The organism is Janibacter melonis, from assembly GCF_020567375.1.
Classification (GTDB): domain Bacteria; phylum Actinomycetota; class Actinomycetes; order Actinomycetales; family Dermatophilaceae; genus Marihabitans; species Marihabitans melonis.
The window spans coordinates 260,695-279,359 of the sequence record NZ_JAJBZM010000003.1 but is presented as its reverse complement, the minus strand read 5'-3'; the positions used below and the strand labels follow the sequence as shown (position 1 = coordinate 279,359).

Annotated in this window: 19 protein-coding genes; 2 read left to right on the top strand and 17 right to left on the bottom strand. The window is 72.9% G+C overall.

Going from position 1 to position 18,665, the window contains the following annotated elements:
* Positions 1–4: 4 nt before the first annotated feature.
* The 17 genes from LIV55_RS13435 to LIV55_RS13355 form a co-directional block, all read right to left on the bottom strand.
* Positions 5–748 (bottom strand): succinate dehydrogenase/fumarate reductase iron-sulfur subunit, encoded by a 744-nt coding sequence (locus tag LIV55_RS13435; RefSeq protein WP_229300570.1) that lies wholly within the window; start codon positions 746–748, stop codon positions 5–7.
* Positions 748–2,754, bottom strand: a complete 2,007-nt coding sequence (locus tag LIV55_RS13430; protein WP_191563135.1) for a fumarate reductase/succinate dehydrogenase flavoprotein subunit — start codon at positions 2,752–2,754, stop codon at positions 748–750. Before LIV55_RS13430 ends, LIV55_RS13435 begins: the two co-directional genes overlap by 1 nt.
* Positions 2,755–2,776: 22 nt before the next feature.
* Positions 2,777–3,454: a succinate dehydrogenase cytochrome b subunit gene (locus tag LIV55_RS13425; protein WP_308012916.1), complete on the bottom strand. Its 678-nt coding sequence runs from the start codon at positions 3,452–3,454 to the stop codon at positions 2,777–2,779.
* A gap of 157 nt (positions 3,455–3,611) precedes the next feature.
* On the bottom strand, positions 3,612–4,940 hold the full coding sequence (gene hemL, locus LIV55_RS13420) for a glutamate-1-semialdehyde 2,1-aminomutase (RefSeq protein WP_123091260.1): 1,329 nt from the start codon (positions 4,938–4,940) through the stop codon (positions 3,612–3,614).
* A gap of 52 nt (positions 4,941–4,992) precedes the next feature.
* Positions 4,993–5,475, bottom strand: coding sequence for a MarR family winged helix-turn-helix transcriptional regulator (locus tag LIV55_RS13415; protein WP_123091261.1), 483 nt, complete (start codon positions 5,473–5,475; stop codon positions 4,993–4,995).
* Positions 5,476–5,482: 7 nt separating this feature from the next.
* On the bottom strand, positions 5,483–6,502 hold the full coding sequence (hemB, locus tag LIV55_RS13410; protein ID WP_229300569.1) for a porphobilinogen synthase: 1,020 nt from the start codon (positions 6,500–6,502) through the stop codon (positions 5,483–5,485).
* A complete protein-coding gene (locus LIV55_RS13405; RefSeq protein WP_229300568.1) occupies positions 6,499–8,148 on the bottom strand; it encodes a bifunctional uroporphyrinogen-III C-methyltransferase/uroporphyrinogen-III synthase in 1,650 nt (549 codons plus the stop codon). The genes hemB and LIV55_RS13405 overlap by 4 nt, the downstream gene beginning before the upstream one ends.
* Positions 8,145–9,110 carry a hydroxymethylbilane synthase gene (gene hemC / locus LIV55_RS13400; protein ID WP_229300567.1) on the bottom strand — a complete coding sequence of 322 codons (966 nt, stop codon included), beginning with the start codon at positions 9,108–9,110 and terminating at the stop codon, positions 8,145–8,147. The genes LIV55_RS13405 and hemC overlap by 4 nt, the downstream gene beginning before the upstream one ends.
* Entirely contained in the window at positions 9,107–10,378 is a 1,272-nt protein-coding gene (locus LIV55_RS13395; protein ID WP_123091265.1) for a glutamyl-tRNA reductase, read from the bottom strand. Before LIV55_RS13395 ends, hemC begins: the two co-directional genes overlap by 4 nt.
* The gene (locus LIV55_RS13390; protein ID WP_123091266.1) at positions 10,375–11,049 is read right to left on the bottom strand and encodes a redox-sensing transcriptional repressor Rex; all 675 of its coding nucleotides are present in this window, start codon (positions 11,047–11,049) and stop codon (positions 10,375–10,377) included. Before LIV55_RS13390 ends, LIV55_RS13395 begins: the two co-directional genes overlap by 4 nt.
* A gap of 152 nt (positions 11,050–11,201) precedes the next feature.
* Positions 11,202–11,456, bottom strand: a complete 255-nt coding sequence (locus LIV55_RS13385; RefSeq protein WP_068273119.1) for a glutaredoxin family protein — start codon at positions 11,454–11,456, stop codon at positions 11,202–11,204.
* On the bottom strand, positions 11,456–13,012 hold the full coding sequence (locus LIV55_RS13380; protein ID WP_229300566.1) for a lysophospholipid acyltransferase family protein: 1,557 nt from the start codon (positions 13,010–13,012) through the stop codon (positions 11,456–11,458). The genes LIV55_RS13385 and LIV55_RS13380 overlap by 1 nt, the downstream gene beginning before the upstream one ends.
* Entirely contained in the window at positions 13,012–14,061 is a 1,050-nt protein-coding gene (locus LIV55_RS13375) for an NAD-dependent epimerase/dehydratase family protein (RefSeq protein WP_123091269.1), read from the bottom strand. Before LIV55_RS13375 ends, LIV55_RS13380 begins: the two co-directional genes overlap by 1 nt.
* A gap of 145 nt (positions 14,062–14,206) precedes the next feature.
* Entirely contained in the window at positions 14,207–14,305 is a 99-nt protein-coding gene (locus LIV55_RS13370) for a 30S ribosomal protein bS22 (protein WP_003792170.1), read from the bottom strand.
* 186 nt (positions 14,306–14,491) lie between these two features.
* On the bottom strand, positions 14,492–14,689 hold the full coding sequence (locus LIV55_RS13365) for a helix-turn-helix domain-containing protein (RefSeq protein ID WP_068273117.1): 198 nt from the start codon (positions 14,687–14,689) through the stop codon (positions 14,492–14,494).
* Positions 14,690–14,872: 183 nt separating this feature from the next.
* Positions 14,873–15,406 carry a sugar phosphate isomerase/epimerase family protein gene (locus tag LIV55_RS13360; RefSeq protein ID WP_343893323.1) on the bottom strand — a complete coding sequence of 178 codons (534 nt, stop codon included), beginning with the start codon at positions 15,404–15,406 and terminating at the stop codon, positions 14,873–14,875.
* A gap of 29 nt (positions 15,407–15,435) precedes the next feature.
* A complete protein-coding gene (locus LIV55_RS13355) occupies positions 15,436–16,365 on the bottom strand; it encodes a Ppx/GppA family phosphatase (RefSeq protein ID WP_068273097.1) in 930 nt (309 codons plus the stop codon).
* Positions 16,366–16,400: 35 nt separating this feature from the next.
* On the opposite strand from LIV55_RS13355, the gene LIV55_RS13350 reads away from it, so the two are divergent.
* Positions 16,401–17,222, top strand: coding sequence for a DUF3109 family protein (locus LIV55_RS13350; RefSeq protein ID WP_229300565.1), 822 nt, complete (start codon positions 16,401–16,403; stop codon positions 17,220–17,222).
* Positions 17,223–17,279: 57 nt separating this feature from the next.
* Positions 17,280–18,665: a DNA repair protein RadA gene (radA, locus tag LIV55_RS13345; protein WP_123091280.1), complete on the top strand. Its 1,386-nt coding sequence runs from the start codon at positions 17,280–17,282 to the stop codon at positions 18,663–18,665.

Here is an 18,665-nt window from a genome sequence, read left to right as displayed (position 1 = left end):
GTCGTCAGCGACGCGCGCGCGACGCGACCCGCAGGTCCTTGTTGAGCTGCGAGATGACGTCGAGCGGGATCTCCTTGGGGCAGGAGGCCGCGCACTCGCCGATGTTCGTGCACCCGCCGAAGCCCTCGCGGTCGTGCTGGGCGACCATGTCGACGACGCGCGCGCTGCGCTCGGCCTGGCCCTGCGGCAGCTCGCCGAGGTGGGTGATCTTCGAGCCGAGGAAGAGCATCCCCGACGCGTTGGGGCAGGCGGCGACGCAGGCGCCGCAGCCGATGCAGGTCGCGGAGTCGAAGGCCCGGTCGGCCTGGACCTTCGGGACCTGGGTCGCGGCGGCGTCGGGAGCCGCGCCGGTGTCGACGGAGATGAAGCCGCCGGCCTGGATGATGCGGTCGAAGGCCCCGCGGTCGACGACGAGGTCGCGGATCACCGGGAAGGCCGAGGCCCGCCACGGCTCGACGGTGATCTCCTCGCCGTCGCTGAAGCTGCGCATGTGCAGCTGGCAGGTCGTCGTGACCTCCGGCCCGTGCGCCTGGCCCGAGATCATCAGGCCGCACATGCCGCAGATGCCCTCACGGCAGTCGCTGTCGAAGGCCACCGGCTCCTGACCGGCGTCCTGCAGCTGCTCGTTGAGCTCGTCGAGCATCTCGAGGAAGCTCATGTCCTCGGAGATCTCGTCGACCGTGTAGGTCTCGAAGCCGCCCTTGTCCTGCGGGCCGGCCTGGCGCCAGATCTTCAGTGTCAGTCGCATTACTTGTAGCTCCGCTGCTTCATCTCGATGAACTCGTAGACGAGGTCCTCCTTGTGCAGGACCGGCTCGAGATCGGTGTCGTCGCCCCGGGTGGCGTACTCCCACGCCGCCACGTAGGCGTACTCGTCGTCGTGACGCAGGGCCTCGCCGTCCTCCGTCTGCGACTCGGCGCGGAAGTGACCGCCGCAGGACTCGCGGCGGTGCAGCGCGTCGATGCACATGAGCTCGCCGAGCTCGAGGAAGTCGGCCACGCGGCCGGCCTTCTCGAGGCTCTGGTTGAGCTGCTCGTTGGTGCCCAGGACCTTGACGTTGGTCCAGAACTGGTGCTTGAGGTCCCGGATGAGGCCGATCGCCTTCTTCAGGCCCTCCTCCGTGCGCTCCATGCCGCAGTACTCCCACATGATCGCGCCGAGCTCGCGGTGGATCGAGTCCACGGTGCGCTCGCCGTCGCAGCTGAGGAAGTGCTGGATGCGTCGCTCGACGTCGGCCCGGGCCTCGACGACCTCCGGGGAGTCCTCGGTGATCGGCTGGTAGGGCCCGTCGGCGAGGTAGTTGCGGATGGTGTTCGGCAGGACGAAGTAGCCGTCGGCCAGCCCCTGCATGAGCGCGGAGGCGCCGAGACGGTTCGCACCGTGGTCGGAGAAGTTGGCCTCGCCGGTGACGAAGAGACCGGGGATCGTCGACTCGAGGTCGTAGTCGACCCACAGCCCGCCCATGACGTAGTGGACGGCCGGGTAGATCCGCATCGGGGTCTCATACGGGTCCTCGCCGGTGATCCGGGCGTACATGTCGAAGAGGTTGCCGTACTTGCTCTCGACCGCGTCACGGCCCAGCCGCGAGATGGCCTCGGCGAAGTCGAGGTAGACGCCGCGGCGGACCTCGCGCTCCTCGCCGTCGGGGCCGACCTCGGTGACCGACGGGCCGACGCCCCGACCCTCGTCGCACATGTTCTTGGCCTGGCGCGAGGCGATGTCACGGGGCACGAGGTTGCCGAAGGAGGGGTAGATCCGCTCGAGGTAGTAGTCGCGGTCCTCCTCGGGGATGTCGCGGGGGTCCTTGTCGCAGTCCGCCGCGTCCTTGGGCACCCAGATCCGGCCGTCGTTGCGCAGCGACTCCGACATGAGGGTCAGCTTCGACTGCTTCGTGCCGTGCTGCGGGATGCACGTCGGGTGGATCTGCGTGTAGCAGGGGTTGGCCATGTGGGCGCCCTTGCGGTGGGCTCGCCACGCGGCGGTGACGTTGGAGCCCATCGCGTTGGTCGAGAGGTAGAAGACGTTGCCGTAGCCGCCGCTGGCGAGGACGACCGCGTCGGCGAGGTGGGTCTCGATCTCGCCGGTGACCATGTCGCGCGCGATGATGCCGCGGGCCTTGCCGTCGACGACGACGAGCTCGAGCATCTCGTGGCGGTTGTACATCTCCACGGTGCCCTTGGCGATCTGGCGCTCGAGGGCCTGGTAGGCCCCGATGAGCAGCTGCTGACCGGTCTGGCCGCGGGCGTAGAAGGTGCGGGAGACCTGGACGCCGCCGAAGGAGCGGTTGTCGAGCAGGCCGCCGTACTCGCGGGCGAAGGGGACACCCTGGGCGACGCACTGGTCGATGATGTTCGGGCTGACCTCGGCCAGGCGGTAGACGTTGTTCTCGCGGGCGCGGTAGTCACCGCCCTTGACCGTGTCGTAGAAGAGCCGGTAGACGGAGTCGCCGTCGCCCTTGTAGTTCTTCGCCGCGTTGATCCCGCCCTGGGCCGCGATCGAGTGCGCACGGCGCGGGGAGTCCTGGTAGCAGAAGGACTTCACGTGGTAGCCGGCCTCGCCGAGGGTCGCCCCGGCGGACGCGCCGGCCAGACCGGTGCCGACGATGATGACGGAGAGCTTGCGGCGGTTGGCCGGGTTGACGAGCTTGTTGCTGAACTGGTGACGCTCCCAGCGGGTCTCGATGGGACCGTCGGGGGCCTTCGTGTCGGCGATGGGCTCGCCGGTGCGGTACAGGCCGTCGATGAGGTCAGTCATGGTGTGTGGGTCTCTCCCCCGGTCAGAGGTTCGTGAAGTAGAGGTAGAAGGGCGGGATGAGGAACCCGACGACGACGAGCGCGGCCAGCACGGCGGCGATCGTCTTGGCCCGGGCCCGCGCCGCGACGCTGCTCGTGAGGCCGAGGGTCTGCTGGGCGCTCCACACGCCGTGGAAGAGGTGCATCCCGAGCGCGATCATCGCCAGCGTGTAGATCGCGACGACCCACAGCAGCGAGAAGCTCGCGGACACCATGACGAAGGGGCTGTCCTTGATCGCCGCCGCGTCGGCCGAGCTGTTGAAGTTCGGCTTGACGAGCGTGAAGTGGATGAGGTGGAAGACGACGAAGAGCAGCAGCGCCACCCCACCCCAGCGCATCGTGCGGCTGGCCAGCGAGGAGCTGACGGCCTTTCGCACCGCGTAGCGCTGCGGTCGCGCGGCGCTCGCGCGCTTCCACAGCGCGAAGGCGGAGTAGGCGTGGGCGACGAGGGCGACGATCAGCACGACGCGCACGAGCCACAGCAGACCGCCGTAGGGGAGCATCGGCTCGCCGAAGGTGCGCAGGTGGTGCGCGTACTCGTCGAAGGCCTGCTGCCCGGCGAGCACCTTGAGGTTGCCGTACATGTGCAGGAGGACGTACAGCACGAAGACGATCCCCGAGACCGCCATCATGATCTTCAGGCCGATGGTGGAGCGAGTCACCCCCCGCTGCGCCGGCGCGTGCGTTGTCGAAGAAGCCACGGCGTCAAGATACCCCGACGTGAGCGGGCTCACGGACCCGGTGACGCCCGTCGCGGTGTGACAAATCCCCGGTTACCGGCGTGTAATGAGCAACGCCGGTGGCGCGTAATTCGCCGACTCAGCCCGCTGCCGCGGCCCGTGCCGCCCCGGGGAGGGCGGCGAGGACGGTCTCGACGGCCTCGTCGTCGTGGGCGCCGCTGACGAACCACGACTCGTAGGCGCTCGGGGGCAGGTGCACCCCGGCGTCGAGCATCGCGTGGAAGAAGCGTCCGAAGGCGGCCGTGTCCTGGCCCTGCGCGTCGGAGTACCGCTCGACCGGGCCGTCGGTGAAGAAGATCGAGAACATCGACGAGGCCCGCTGGAGGGTGTGGGGCACGCCCGCCTGCGTCAGCGCGTCGGACGCGGCCGCCCCGATCGTCTGCGACACCTCGGCGAGGTGCTCGTAGAGCGACGGGGTGCACCCGCGCAGGGTCGCCAGGCCGGCGGCCGTCGCGACGGGGTTCCCCGACAAGGTGCCCGCCTGGTAGACCGGCCCGTCGGGCGCGAGCTGGGCCATGAGGTCGGCCCGGCCGCCGAAGGCCGCTGCGGGGAAGCCGCCGCCCATGACCTTGCCGAAGGTGAAGAGGTCGGGGGCGCCGGACGGGTAGCCGCCGGGGTGCTCTCCCCCGGCGCGGGTCTCGTGGCCGTACCAGCCCGACGGGCTGCAGCGGAAGCCGGTCATCACCTCGTCGCTGATGAGCAGCGCGCCGTGCGCGGCGGTGATCCGACGCAGGCCCTCGGTGAAGCCGGGAGCGGGCGGCACGACCCCCATGTTGCCGGCGGCGGCCTCGGTGATGACCGCCGCGATCTCCTCGCCGCGCTCGGCGAAGGCGGCCTCGACGGCGGCGAGGTCGTTGTACGGCAGGACGATGGTCTCCCCCGCCGCGCTCGCCGGCACCCCGGCGGAGTCCGGCAGGGCGAAGGTGGCCACCCCCGAGCCCGCGTGGGCGAGGAGGGCGTCGACGTGCCCGTGGTAGCAGCCGGCGAACTTCACGACCGCGCTGCGACCGGTGGCCCCGCGCGCGAGGCGCAGCGCCGACATCGTCGCCTCGGTGCCGCTGCTCACGAGACGCACCTGCTCCAGCGGCTCGACCCGCGCGACGATCTCCTCGGCGAGGGCGACCTCGTTCTCGCTCGGCGTGCCGAAGGAAAAACCACGGGACGCGGTCTGCGCGACGGCGTCGAGGACGTCCGGGTGCGCGTGACCGAGGATCATCGGCCCCCAGCTGCTGATGAGGTCGACGTAGCGCGTGCCGTCGACGTCGGTGAGCCAGGCCCCCTTCGCCGAGGCGACGAAGCGCGGGGTGCCGCCGACGCCGCGGAAGGCGCGCACGGGAGAGTTGACCCCGCCCGGCGTCACCGCCCGGGCGCGCTCGAAGAGTGCGGCGGACTGGCTCGTGTCGCTCATGCCCCCAGTCTTGCCCACGGACGACGACGCACGGCTGCGGGGTGCCGCTCGCTCAGTCGTCGATGCCGATCTCGTGGTGGTCCGGCGCGAGGTGGTCACGGATCGCGGCCATCGCCTCGCCGAGCACCATGAGCTGCTCGTGGTCGAGGACGTCGACGAGCCGCGCGCGCACCGAGGCGGCATGCCTCGGGGCGAGCTCGAGGAGGGCACGCATGCCCGCATCGGTGAGCATGATGTCGACACCGCGGCCGTCGTCGTGCGAGCGCTCGCGCCGCACCCACCCTCGGCGCTCGAGACGGCTGGCGGTGTGGGTGACGCGGCTGCGCGACTGGATGATCGTGTCGGCGAGCTCGGACATCCGCATCCGGCGCCCGGGCGCCTCGGAGAGCATGGAGATGAGCTCGTACTCGGTGAGCTGACAGGTGCCGCCGAGGTCGTCGTCGAGCGCCTCCTCGAGCAGCCGCGACCCGCGCAGGTAGGCCCGCCACGCCAGCTGCTCGTCGTGGCGCAGCCAGGGGTCTCGGGCCGGGCTCATCTGCGCATCATGCCAAGTCGCGACGCAGCACGTCCGCCACCTCGAGGGCGAAGTACGTGAGCACGATGCCCGCGCCCGCCCGTCGGATGTGCATGACGGACTCCATGATGCTGCGCTCGCGCTCGATCCAGCCGCGCTCGGCGGCGGCGACGAGCTGGCTGTACTCGCCGGAGATCTGGTAGGCGGCGACGGGCACGGGCGACATCGCCGCGGCGGCGGCGATGACGTCGAGGTGTGGGCCGGCCGGCTTGACCATGACGATGTCGGCCCCCTCGGCGATGTCGAGCTCGAGCTCGCGCACCGACTCGGTCGCGTTGGCCGGGTCCTGCTGGTAGGTCGCCCGGTCGCCGGTGAGCGAGGACTGCACGGCCTCGCGGAAGGGCCCGTAGAGCGCGGAGGTGTACTTCGCCGAGTACGCGAGGATCGACACGGAGGTCAGGCCCTCGCGGTCGAGGACCCCGCGCACGAAGCCGACCTGGCCGTCCATCATCCCGGACATGCCGAGGACGTGGCTGCCGGCGCGGGCCTGGGCGAGGGCCATGTCGGCGTAGCGCTCGAGGGTCGCGTCGTTGTCGACGACGACGGAGCCGTCCGGGCCCTGGGCGAGCACCCCGCAGTGGCCGTGGTCGGTGAACTCGTCGAGGCAGAGGTCGGTCATGACGACGAGGGAGTCGCCGACCGCGTCGACGACCGCGCGGGTCGCGACGTTGAGGATGCCCTCGGGGTCGTCGGCGCCCGAGCCCCGGGCGTCCTTGTGCTCGGGCACGCCGAAGAGCATGATCCCGCCGATGCCGGCGGCGACGCACTCACGGGCGAGCTCGACGAGGCTGTCGAGCGTGTGCTGCTGCACCCCGGGCATGCTCGAGATCTCGACCGGGGCGTCGATGCCCTCGCGCACGAAGGCGGGCAGGACGAGGTCGGCCGGGTGCAGCCGGTGCTCGGCGACGAGGCGGCGCATCGGGGACGAGACGCGCAGCCGGCGCGGCCGCACGAGGATCGGGTCGACCTCCCCGGAGGGGGCGCTCATCCCTTCGCCTTGGCCCGGCGCCGCGACGTGGACTGCACGCGCTCGCTCGGACGGCGCACGGGCTCGCCGTCGGCGACAGCCGTCGCGATGAGGCCGCGGGCGTGCTCGGCGAGGTCGTCGACGAGGGTGATGGCGCTGGCCTCGCTCGCGACGACGTCGACGCGCAGCCCGAGCTCCTCGGCGGTCTTCGCGGTCGCGGGGCCGATGCACGCGACGACCGTGCTCGGGTGCGGCTTGCCGGCGATGCCGATGAGGTTGCGCACCGTCGACGACGACGTGAAGGCGACGGCGTCGAAGGCTCCGGCCTTGATCGCGTCGCGGATCGGCGCGGGCGGCGGGGCGGCGCGCACGGTGCGGTAGGCCGTGACGTCGTCGACCTCCCAGCCCATGTCCTGCAGCCCGGCGACGAGCGTGTCGGTCGCGATGTCGGCGCGGGGCAGGAAGACCCGGTTGATCGGGTCGAGCACCTCGTCGTACGGCGGCCACTCGGCGAGCAGACCGGCCGCGGACATCTCGCCCTCGGGGACGAGGTCGGCGACGAGCCCCCAGTCGAGCAGGGCCTGGGCGGTCGTGCCGCCGACGGCCGCGATCTTCAGACCGGAGAAGGCACGGGCGTCGAGCCCGATCTCCTCGAACTTCTCGCGCACGGCGCGCACGGCGTTGACCGAGGTGAAGCCGACCCACTCGTAGCGGCCGGTGACCATGCCGCGCACGGCGCGCTCCATGGCCTGCGGGGTGCGCGGCGGCTCGACGGAGATCGTCGGCACGACCTCGCTCGTCGCGCCGTAGTCGCACAGGCGCTCCTGCATCGAGCCGGACTGCTCCTTCGTGCGCGGCACGAGCACCTGCCAGCCGAAGAGCGGCTTGGTCTCGAACCACGACAGCTGCTCGCGCAGGTCGACGGGCGGGCCGACGATCGCCAGCGCCGGGACCTCGAGACCGGCGAGCAGACCGGGCGCGTCGGCAAGGGTGCCGGTGACGGTGGCCTGACGGGTCGTCGTGCCACGCTCGGTGACGGCGACCGACGTCGTCTCGGGGCGACCGCTCTCGCGCAGCGCGACGAGGGCGGCGCCGAGGTTGTCGGGGGTGCCGAGCAGCACGACGGTGACGTCGGGCGCGACGGAGCCGGACAGGTCGGGGACCCGGCCGCTCGTCACCGAGACGACGTGGATGCTCGTCGCCGCGCCGGTGGTGAGGGGGACGCCGGCGTAGGTGGGCACGGCGCTGACCGCGGAGACGCCCGGCACGACCTCGTAGTCGATGCCGGCCTTGGCCAGGGCCTTGGCCTCCTCGGCGAGGCCGTTGAAGGTCGCGGGGTCGCCGTCCATGAGCCGCACGACGTGGCCGCCCTTGTGGGCCTTCGCGGTCCGCACGACGAGCTTGGCGCGGGAGGCGTGGGTCAGCTGCTGACCGTGCTCGCCGTGACCGGCGTCGACGACCTCGACGCCCTCGGGCAGGTGCGCGGCGACGAGGTCGTCGCGGGCGGAGGTGTCGATGATCACCGCGTCGGCCCGACCGAGGTGACGCACCGCGGCGAGGGTGAGCAGCGAGGGGTCGCCGGGCCCGGCCCCGACGAAGGTGACGCTCGCGGGGCGTCGCGAGGCGGCGCTGGCGGGGTCGGGCGGCTGGGTTGCGCGGGGGCTCACTGTGCACTCTCCGTGGAGCTGGTGGGGTGGTCGGTGGACGAAGGGGTGGTCGGCCCGACGTCGGCGACGTCGCCGGCGCCGTCCGCCAGGAAGATCTCGGCGAGCTCGCGCCCGATGCGATCGGCCTCGTGGGCCGGGCCGGTCAGCGAGCGCCGCAGGTCGTGCTCGCCGTCGAGCGAGGCGACGACGGCGCGCATGGAGATCACCGCGCCGTCGACGTCATCGACGACCTCGGCCAGGGCCCCGACCGGCGCTGCGCAGCCGGCCTCGAGACGGGCGAGGAGGGCGCGCTCGGCGGTGACGGCCGCGCGGGTGTCCGGGTCGTCGAGCGGCGCGAGGGCCGCGATCGTCGCCTCGTCGTCCTCGCGGCACTCGACGGCGAGGGCGCCCTGGCCCGGCGCGGGGAGCATCTGGATGGGGTCGAGGTGCTCGGTGACGACGTCGGTCATGCCCAGACGGGTGAGCCCGGCGGCGGCGAGGACGACCGCGTCGACCTCGCGCCCGACCATGTCCAGGCGGCGCCCGACGTTGCCCCGGATGTCGCGGAAGTCGAGACCGAGGCCGAGGGCCGCGAGCTGGGCCCGGCGACGGGGCGAGCCGGTGCCGACGACCGAGCCCTCCGGCAGCTCGCCGAGGGTGAGCCCGTCGCGGGCGACGAGGCTGTCGCGGGGGTCGACCCGGGGCGGGATCGCGGCGATGGTCAGGCCCTGCTCGGGTGCGGTCGGCAGGTCCTTGAGGGAGTGCACGGCGACGTCGACCCGGCCGTCGCGCAGGGCGTGGCGCAGCGCGGAGGCGAAGACCCCGGTGCCGCCGAGCAGGCTCAGCGGAGCGCTCGTGACGTCACCCTCCGTCGTGATCTCGACGATCTCGACGTCGTGCCCGGCCGCGCGCAGCGCGTCGGCGACGTGGCCGGTCTGCGTCGTCGCGAGGGCACTGCGACGGGTCCCGATCCGCAAGGTCACGACAGCTCGCTCCCGTGCAGGTCGAAGAGGGCCCGGATCGCGTCCTCGTACTCGACGATGCGCCCGTCGATGGCCATCTCCTTGACCCGCACCGTCGGGCGGTGGAGGAGCTTCTCGACGACCCGGTGGATGGCGAGGTGGACCTCGGCGCGCTCGGCGTCGGTGAGGTCGGGCGTGCGCTGGTCGACCCGCTCGAGCTCACGGGTGACGACCTCGGCGGCCGCGGCGCGGATCGCGGTGACCGTCGGGGCGGCGACCTGCGCGGCGCGGTCGCTGAGGTGGCGGTGCACGGCGTCGGCGACGACACCGCGCGCGGCGCTCACCTCGGGCAGCTCGGTGCCGCGGCCGAGGGCCTGGCCGAGCTCGGCGAGCCCGAGACGGGTGACACCGCGCAGCCCGCCGACCTCGGCGGCCACGTCGTGGGGCATCGCGAGGTCGAGGTAGACCTGCGCGCGACCGGAGCGGGCGACCTGCGCGTCGGCGGCGGCGGCGAGGTCGACGACGAGACCGGTCGAGCCGGTGCACGAGATGACGACGTCGGCCTGGGCGAGGGCGGCCTCGATCTCGGCGATCGGGCGGGCCTGCGCGTCGAGCCGGGCGGCGAGCGAGACGGCCCGCTCGTGCGTGCGGTTGACGACGGTGATCGAGCCGGCGCCGAGGCGCGAGGCGGTCGTCGCGGCGAGCGAGCTCATCGAGCCCGCCCCGACGACGAGCACGTCGAGCCCCTCGACCGCGCCGAGCAGGTCACGGGCGAGCTCGAGACCGACCTCGACGAGGGAGCGCGAGACGCGGTCCAGGCCGGTCTCGGTGCGCACGCGCTTGCCCGTGCGCAGGGCCTGCTGGAGCAGGTGGTTCAGGGCCGGGCCGGCCGCGCCGCTGTCCTGCCCGACGGCGAGCGCGTCGCGCAGCTGCGCGACGATCTGGGCCTCGCCGACGGCCATGGAGTCCAGCCCGGCGGCGACGTTGAAGACGTGGGCGACGGCGGCCTCGCCGTACTGGAGCTCGAGGTGCTCGACGAGGTCGTCCTGGGTGACCCCGGTGACACCGGTGAGGGCGGTGGTGAGATCGGCGACGGCGCCGTGGAAGGCGCTGACCTCCGCGTAGACCTCGGTGCGGTTGCACGTCGAGACGACGACGACCTCGCTGATGTCCGGGCTCTCGAGGGCCGACTCCGTGAGCCGGGCCGCGACGTCCTGGCCGAGCGAGACCCGCTCGAGCAGCTGGATGGGCGTGCGGTGGTGGTTGAGACCGAAGACGACGGTGCTCATCGGGCGACCTCCAGGTCGGCACCGGGGCTGGTGCGGCGCTGCTCGTGGTAGGCGAGGATCTGCAGCTCGGTCGCGAGGTCGACCTTGCGGACCTGCACGTGGTCGGGCACCGAGATCACGCCGGGGGCGAAGTTGAGGATCGAGGAGAAGCCGGCGGCGACGAGCTGGTCGGCAACGTCCTGCGAGGAGGCGGCGGGGGCGGCGATGACGCCGATCGCGGCCTGGCCGCCCTCGGTGAGGCTCGGCAGCACCTCCATCGGCTGCACGACGAGGTCGCCCACCCGCTGGCCGACGAGCGCGGGGTCGCGGTCGAGGACGGCGACGACGGTGAAGCCCTGGGGCGCGAAGCCGCCGTACGAGGCGAGCGCGCGGCCGAGGTTGCCCATGCCGATGATGGCGACCGGCCAGTCCTGGGTGAGGCCGAGGGCCCGCGAGATCTGGTAGCGCAGGTGGCCGACGTCGTAGCCGACGCCGCGCACGCCGTAGGAGCCGAGGTGGCTGAGGTCCTTGCGCAGCTTCGCGCTGCTCACCCCCGAGCTCGTCGCGAGCTCCTCCGAGGAGACCGAGCCGACGCCCTGCGCCACGAGCCCGTCGAGTGCCCTGAGGTACCCGGGCAGGCGCGCCACGGTCGCGTCGGGGATCCCGCGCTTGGCTGCGCTGGTGGCGGTCACGATCGACTCGCTGCTCCTCTCTGCGCCGCGAGCACAGGTGGCGCGAGCGGCGACCAACTCAGGCTAACGGCTTGTGAACATTTGCACAAAGTCACGACGACCCGTGGTCGTGGCCACGCCCGAAGGGGTGGGCGGGCTCCCCCTTCGGCCCGTCAGGACCGCTCGAGGGCCGCCCGGAGGCGGGTCTCGTCGACCCGCCAGTAGTCGTGCTGCGCCCCGTCGACGAAGGTCACGGGGACCTCCTCCGAGTACCGGGCGAGCAGCTCGGGGTCGCGGTCGACGTCGACGACCTCGACGTCGAGGTCGTGCTCGGCGGCGACCCGGCGCACGGTCTCGAGCGCGACGACGCACAGGTGGCACCCCTCACGGGTGACGACGGCCAGGCGACCGGCAGGAGCCCAGGCCATCAGAAGAAGACCGAGCGACGGGTCATGAGCACCGAGTACAGCGTCTGCTGGATCGTCTCGCGCACCTGGTCGGTGAGGTCGAAGACGAGCGCGGGGTCGTCGGCGGCCGCGGGACCGAGGCTCGCGGTGTCGACGGGCGGGCTGAACTCGATGATCCACTTGCTCGGCAGCGGCACGAGGCCGAGCGGGCCGAGCAGCGGGAAGGTCGGCGTGATCGGTGCGTACGGCGCGCCGAGCAGCCGGGCGAGGGTCTTGGCGTTGCCGACCATCGGGTAGATCTCCTCGGCCCCGACGACCGAGCACGGGATGATCGGCACCTCGCTGCGGATCGCCGCCGCGACGAAGCCGCCCCGGCCGAAGCGCTGCAGCTTGTAGCGCTCGCGGAAGGGCTTGCCGACGCCCTTGAAGCCCTCGGGCCACACCCCGACGAGCTCGCCAGAGGTCATGAGGCGCTCCGCGTCCGGGTTCGTCGCGAGCGTCGCGCCGGTCTTGCGCGCGAAGTCGCCGACGACGGGCAGCGCGAAGACGAGGTCGGCCCCGAGCATGCGCAGGAAGCGGTGCTGCGGGTGCGCGTCGTGGATCGCCAGCTGGGTCATCACCGAGTCGAGGGCGATGGTGCCAGAGTGGTTGGAGACGACGAGCGCGCCGCCCGTGGCCGGGATGTTCTCGATGCCGCGGACCTCGACGCGGAACCACCGGTCCTTGAGCAGGCGCAGCACCGGGAAGGCGGTGTGCAGGGTGAAGTCCTCGTCGAAGCCGAAGTCGTCGACGCTGTAGTCGCCCTGGACCCGGCGGCGCAGGAAGGACAGGACCTCGCCGAGTCGGCGCTCCCACTCCTCGCCCGCCGCGTTGCTCACCGCCCCGCCGATGGTGCGCGACGCGACCTGGCCGGCCGAGAGCGCGACGGAGAGCAGCTCGGCGACGCCCGGGGCGAGCGCGGTGCCGCTGCTCGGGGTGCCCTCGGCGGGTGCCGACGCGGGCGAAGGGGTCGTCGGCGCGGTGGCCACGCGCGGCCTCGGGGTGGTCGTGCGCCGGGGGCGACGGGTGCCCGTGCCCTCGCCGTCGACGACGCGCAGGGCCGGGGCGCCCGCGGCGCGGGTGGTGCTGCGCGTCGTGCGGGCCGGTCGCGACGCCCCCTTCGTCGTCCCTGACGTCGGGGCGGAGCCGCCGACCGGGGCGGCCGGGCGGCTCGCCCGGCGGGAGGCGGTCGGGCGCGAGGCCGACGACGCGGTGGTCTTCTTCGTCGGGGGCGCCGTCGTCTCGCTGCCGGCGAGCAGGGGGGTCGAGCGGCGTCGGGCCCGCTCGCCGCCGGCGCGCTCGGCCGCCGCGGCGACCGCGGAGCGCGGGGCGGCGGTCTTCGTGGTCGACGTCTTCTTCGCGGTGGCCTTCTTCGCGGTGGTGGTCTTCTCCGCGCTGGCCTTCTTCGCGGTGGTCTTCTTCGCGGCGGCGGTCTTCCGCGTGCCGGCCTTCGTCGCCGCCGTCTTCGTCGCGCTCCTCGCGGGCGTCGCAGCCCGCGCGGACTTCTTCGTCGTGCTCGACGGTGTGCGCTGCGCCATCAGTCCTTCTTCCCGGGGCGGTCGATCACGGACATGGCGCGCTCGGCGGCCTCGGCGGCCCGCCAGCTCGAGCGGGTGCCCCCGCCGGGCAGCACCATCCGGTGCCGCAGGGTCTGCGCGAAGGACTCGAAGGCCTCTCGCGTCGTGTACCGCGGCTCGAAGTGCAGCTCGCGGCGCATCTTCGTCGTGTCGAGACCGCGCCCGAAGGCGAGCAGGTCGAGCTGGTCGACGCTCGCGTCGACGACCCCGGCGCGCTGGAGCGCCCCCGCGACGAGACCGGTGCCGATGCGGGGCACGGGGACGAAGGGGCGACCGGCGATGTTCGCGGCCTGGCTGGCGGTGATGATCCCGTCGCCGGCGATGTTGACGCTGCCGACGGCGGGTGCGGTCACGGCGTGCGCGAGGGCGTCGGTGACGTCGTCCTCGTGGACGAACTGCAGACGCGCGTCGTAGCCCAGCGGCAGCGGGACGACCGGCAGCGAGAAGTGGTCGGTCATCGCCGTGCGCACCCGGGGCCCGATGACGTTGGCGAAGCGCAGCATGGTGATCTCGACGTCGGGGCGGCGGCGGGCGAAGCCCCGCACGTAGCCCTCGACCTCGACCGAGTCACGGCCCCAGCCCCCGGAGGGCAGCCGGCGTGCCGAGTACTCCTCGCGGAACATCGCGGGGTCCTTCGGGCTCGACCCGTAGATCGCCGCCGTCGACTTCACGACGAGACGACGCAGCGCGGGCGCCTTCTGGCAGGCCGCGAGGAGCTGCATCGTCCCGATGACGTTGATCTCCTTCTGCGTCGTGCGCCCGCCGCTCGCCGCCGGGGTGGCGATGACCGCCATGTGCACGACCGTGTCGACGTCGTGGTCGGCGATGATCCGCGCGATGAGGGGGCTGCGGATGTCGGCCCGGACGAACTCGGCCCGGCCGATGCCGTGGCGCGGGGGCACGACGTCCACGCCGATGATCCGCCCGACGGACTCCTCCGCGCTCAGCCGGCGGGCGTAGGCGCCTCCGAGGTGGCGGGACACCCCGGTGATGAGCACGGTGCTCGCCACGGATCACTCCTTCTGGTCGACGACGCGTCGAGCGTAACCAGCGGCACGCCACGATGTGCGCCGCGCACGGGCCCGGGCTGCGTGAGTCGTCCCACGACGGGTGCGCGAAGGGGCCCCGACCGGCGGTCGGGGCCCCTTCGGGCGCTCACTTCTTGTTGCGGCGCTGGTGACGCGTCTTGCGCAGCAGCTTGCGGTGCTTCTTCTTCGCCATCCGCTTGCGGCGCTTCTTGATGACAGAACCCATGCAACGTCCTTCGTGGTCGGTCGGCCGCCGTGAGGCGACCTCTGGTGCTCCTCGGCCGGCGGCGGTGCAGGCGCGCGATGTGCTGCAGCACGCCGTGCCGACCGGTAGTCGTGAGAGTCGGTCGCCAAGCCTATCCGGCCCCGCTCCGTGCCCCAAACGTGGGGCCGCGACCGGTCCCCCCTTCGCTCAGGCGGTCTCGACGAAGGAGGAGTCGAGGTAGTCGTTGACCGCGTCCTGCGGGACGCGGAAGGAACGACCGACGCGCACGGCGGGCAGCTCGCCGTTGTGGACCATCCGGTAGACGGTCATCTTCGAGACCCGCATGATCGAGGCCACCTCGGCAACAGTGAGGAATCGGACCTCACTGAGTCGGTCGTCGGACATCTGGCCACCTCGGTCTCTGCACGGTCGTAGCGTTGGCGCACGTCACCAACGGACGGCTACGTCCTGTGCAGGGTAACCATAGGGGCACATGTGACGGCTGGGAAGTGGGTGTGAGAAATCGGTGGGCCCACGTCCACCCGACACGCCGTGGAGCGCCGAGAAAGTCCCGGTGGGATCGGGCGGTCAGTCGACCCAGACGTCGAGACCGTGCGCGGGGAAGACCGCCTCACGGGTCGCCATGATCGCCCGGTCGACGTCGCTGTGCGGGTGGGGCAGGTAGGCCTCGACCTGACGGCCTCGCGCCGTCCATGGGTACATGTTCTCGACGGCGAGGACGATGTCGCGGTCGTGCTCCCGCTCGGCGACCCCGTCGGCGAAGGCGCGCGCGTACTCCTTCTGCCACCGGAAGGGCGGGTGGAGCACGACGACGGGCGCCCCGACGTCGTGCGCGAGGTCGATGGAGCGGTCGACCTTCGTCCACGCGTCCGGCCCCCACACCCGCTGCGTGAGGAGCAGGGTCGGTGCGTGGACCGACACGACGGGCATCTCGTGGTGCTCGGACAGACCGCGCAGCGCGGCCGCCTGCTGGCTCACCGGGTCGGTCCACACCATGACCTCGACCCCGTCGTAGCCCAGCCGCGCTGCGGTCTCGAAGGCCGAGGACGTCGTCTGCGGGTACACGGACGCCGAGGACAGCGCCACGGGGATGCGCGGCATCTGCCGAGCGTAGACCGGCAGCCCCCGGCTCAGGTGTCGAGGTGGTCGAGGTAACGCAGGATGACCCCTTCGCGCAGGGCCCACGGGCAGATCTGCAGGCTGTCCACGCCGAGCAGCCCCATGGCGGCCTCGGCGACGACCGCACCACCGAGGAGCTGGTGGGCCCGAGACGCCGAGACGCCGGGCAGCCCGGTGCGCTCGGCCGAGGTCATCGGCGTGATCGTCGCGATCGTCCGGGTGACGTCCTCGAGGGTGAGGACGCGGCTGACGTAGGGGCCCTCGGCCGAGGGTGCGGCGCCGGCGATGCGCGCCAGGGAGCGCATCGTCTTGCTCGTGCCGACGACCCGGTCGGGGGCGCCCGCCTTGGCGAGCGGGCGGATGTGGCGGGCCAGCTCGGCCCGGACCGCCTTGCGCGCGGCACGCACCTCGGCGGGCGAAGGGGGGTCCCCCCCGAGCAGCTCTCGGGTCACCCGACCGGCGCCGAGGAGGAAGGACAGGGCGACGTCGGGGTCCTCGTCGGTGCCGACCGCGACCTCGAGCGAGCCGCCGCCGATGTCGAGGACGAGGAGCTTGCCCGCGGACCAGCCGGCCCACCGCCGCGCGGCGAGGAAGGTCAGGCGCGACTCGTCCTCCCCGGACAGGACCCGCAGCTCGACCCCGGTGCGCTCGCGCACGTGGGCGAGGACCTCCTCGCCGTTGGGGGCCTCACGGATCGCGCTCGTGGCGAAGGCGAGGGTCTCCTCGACGCCCTGCTCGTCGGCCACCTCGAGGCACTCGGCGACGAAGCGGGTGAGGCGCTCGGTGCCCGAGTCGCGCACCCGGCCGTCGTCGAGGACGTGCTCGGCTAGCCGGAGCTCGATCTTGTGCGACGTCGCCGGCAGCGGTTGCGCGCCGCGGTGCGCGTCGACCACGAGCAGGTGGACCGTGTTGGATCCGACGTCGATGACCCCGAGGCGCATGGGTCGACACACTACGGGCCGTAGGGTGACCCGCGATGAGCGAGCACGCTGGCGAGACGCCGCTGGGCACCCCGCGCACCTGGGTCGAGTTCGACGACCCCGGGCAGGAGGGCCAGCGCATGCGCTGCGACCTCACCTGGCTGACCTCGCGGTGGACCTGCATCTTCGGGCAGGGCTGCTGCGGGATCGACGCCGATCACCCCGACAACGGCTGCTGCACCCTCGGCGCGCACCTCACCGACGACGACGACGTCGAGCGGGTCCGTGCGGTCGCGAAGCGGCTCGGCGAGGACGAGTGGCAGCTGCACCCCGGCTCGACCCGGCTCACGGCGTGGACCGAGCGCGAGGACGGCGCCCGCAAGACCAAGGTCGTCGACGGCGGCTGCATCTTCCTGAACCGCCCGGGCTTCCCCGCCGGGGCGGGCTGCGCCCTGCACCAGCACGCGGTGCTCGAGGGCGTGCCGCCGCACACCGTCAAGCCCGACGTGTGCTGGCAGCTGCCGATCCGGCGCACCTACCGCACCGTCGAGCTGCCCGACGAGACGAGCTATCTCGAGGTGAGCATCGGCGAGTACGACCGGCGCGGCTGGGGCCCCGGCGGGCACGACCTCGACTGGTACTGCTCGGGCAGCCCCGACGCGCACGTCGCGGCCGACCCCGTGTACGTCACCGAGCGCGACGGTCTCGTCGAGCTCATGGGAGCCCCTGCCTACGCGGCCCTCGTCGAGCACTGCGAGGCCCACCTCGCGCTCGTCGACGCGGTGCGCGCCCCCTCCGGGCGCACCTCGCCGCAGGGCCGAGCCCTGCTCCCCCTCCTCGTCCACCCGGCGACGCTGGCGGCCGACGCGAAGGGGTGAGCCCCCCTTCGCCCGGGGCCGCCGGGGCTGTCGGGCCGCCCACGTAGGTTGACCGGCATGGCAGCGACGAAGTCTCCCGGGTACCGGTGCTCCGAGTGCGGGTGGACCACCGTGAAGTGGGTCGGCCGCTGCGGCGAGTGCCAGGCCTGGGGCACGCTCGTCGAGATCGGCGCGGCCACCGTGCGCACAACCGCGGCCCGGCGGGTCGAGCGGTCCGCGCAGCCGATCGCGCAGGTCGCCGCCGAGGACGCGCAGTCGTGGAGCACCGGGGTCGGCGAGTTCGACCGGGTGCTCGGCGGGGGCATCGTGCCCGGCTCGGTCGTCCTCGTCGCCGGCGAGCCGGGCATCGGCAAGTCGACGCTGCTGCTCGACGTCGCCGCGCGTGCAGCGGCCCACCGGCCCGTCCTCTACGTGAGCGGCGAGGAGTCAGCGGCGCAGGTGAGGGCCCGGGCCCAGCGCATCGGCGCCCTCGCCGACGAGCTCTACCTCACGAGCGAGACCGACCTGGGCACCGTCCTGGCGCACCTCGACGAGCGCGCCCCGGCGCTGGCCGTCGTCGACTCCGTGCAGACCCTCGCCTCGGGCGAGGTCGACGGCGCGGCGGGCAACGTCAGCCAGGTGCGCGAGGTCGCCGGAGCCCTCATCCAGCGGGCGAAGGCCGCGGGCATCGCGATGCTGCTCGTCGGCCACGTGACGAAGGACGGCTCGATCGCCGGGCCGCGGATGCTCGAGCACCTCGTCGACGTCGTCGTGCAGTTCGACGGCGACCGCCACTCGCGGCTGCGGCTCGTGCGGGCGGTGAAGAACAGGTACGGCCCGACCGACGAGGTCGGGTGCTTCGACCTCACCGACACCGGCATCCACGGGCTCGAGGACCCGAGCGGGCTCTTCCTGTCCTCGCGGCACGTCACCGTGCCGGGCACCTGCGCGACCGTCACCCTCGAGGGGCGCCGTCCGCTCGTCACCGAGATCCAGGCCCTCGTCGCCCCCTCCGAGATCCCCACCCCGCGCCGGGCGAGCGTGGGGCTGGACTCCTCGCGGGTGGCGATGATCATGGCGGTGCTCGACCGCCGCGCCGGGGCCCCCGTCGGGCGTGCCGACACCTACGTGAGCACCGTCGGCGGGGTGCGCATCACCGAGCCGTCGAGCGACCTCGCCGTCGCCCTGGCCATCGCGAGCGCCGTCCAGGACCGGCCTCTGCCGCACACCCTGCTCGCGCTCGGCGAGGTCGGGCTGTCGGGCGAGGTGCGACCCGCCGTCGGGGTGTCCCGTCGCCTCCTCGAGGCCTCGCGCCTGGGCTTCACGACGGCGCTCGTGCCGGTGGGGGCGCTCGCCGACAGCACGCCCCCGCCCCGGATGGAGGTCGTCGAGGTGAGCGACCTCTCGAGCGCCATCGAGCAGGCCCGCTCGCGCTCGTCGGCGAGCGCACCCGCGGGGACCTAG

Excerpts from the sequence above, each read along its gene's own strand:
- LIV55_RS13435 (WP_229300570.1), bottom strand. The coding sequence starts at position 748 with ATGCGACTGACACTGAAGATCTGGCGCCAGGCCGGCCCGCAGGACAAG.
- LIV55_RS13430 (WP_191563135.1), bottom strand. The coding sequence starts at position 2,754 with ATGACTGACCTCATCGACGGCCTGTACCGCACCGGCGAGCCCATCGCC.
- hemL (WP_123091260.1), bottom strand. The coding sequence starts at position 4,940 with ATGAGCGACACGAGCCAGTCCGCCGCACTCTTCGAGCGCGCCCGGGCG.
- LIV55_RS13415 (WP_123091261.1), bottom strand. The coding sequence starts at position 5,475 with ATGAGCCCGGCCCGAGACCCCTGGCTGCGCCACGACGAGCAGCTGGCG.
- hemB (WP_229300569.1), bottom strand. The coding sequence starts at position 6,502 with ATGAGCGCCCCCTCCGGGGAGGTCGACCCGATCCTCGTGCGGCCGCGC.
- LIV55_RS13395 (WP_123091265.1), bottom strand. The coding sequence starts at position 10,378 with ATGAGCACCGTCGTCTTCGGTCTCAACCACCACCGCACGCCCATCCAG.
- LIV55_RS13385 (WP_068273119.1), bottom strand. The coding sequence starts at position 11,456 with ATGGCCTGGGCTCCTGCCGGTCGCCTGGCCGTCGTCACCCGTGAGGGG.
- LIV55_RS13380 (WP_229300566.1), bottom strand. The coding sequence starts at position 13,012 with ATGGCGCAGCGCACACCGTCGAGCACGACGAAGAAGTCCGCGCGGGCT.
- LIV55_RS13370 (WP_003792170.1), bottom strand. The coding sequence starts at position 14,305 with ATGGGTTCTGTCATCAAGAAGCGCCGCAAGCGGATGGCGAAGAAGAAG.
- LIV55_RS13365 (WP_068273117.1), bottom strand. The coding sequence starts at position 14,689 with ATGTCCGACGACCGACTCAGTGAGGTCCGATTCCTCACTGTTGCCGAG.
- LIV55_RS13360 (WP_343893323.1), bottom strand. The coding sequence starts at position 15,406 with ATGCCGCGCATCCCCGTGGCGCTGTCCTCGGCGTCCGTGTACCCGCAG.
- LIV55_RS13355 (WP_068273097.1), bottom strand. The coding sequence starts at position 16,365 with ATGCGCCTCGGGGTCATCGACGTCGGATCCAACACGGTCCACCTGCTC.
- LIV55_RS13350 (WP_229300565.1), top strand. The coding sequence starts at position 16,401 with ATGAGCGAGCACGCTGGCGAGACGCCGCTGGGCACCCCGCGCACCTGG.
- radA (WP_123091280.1), top strand. The coding sequence starts at position 17,280 with ATGGCAGCGACGAAGTCTCCCGGGTACCGGTGCTCCGAGTGCGGGTGG.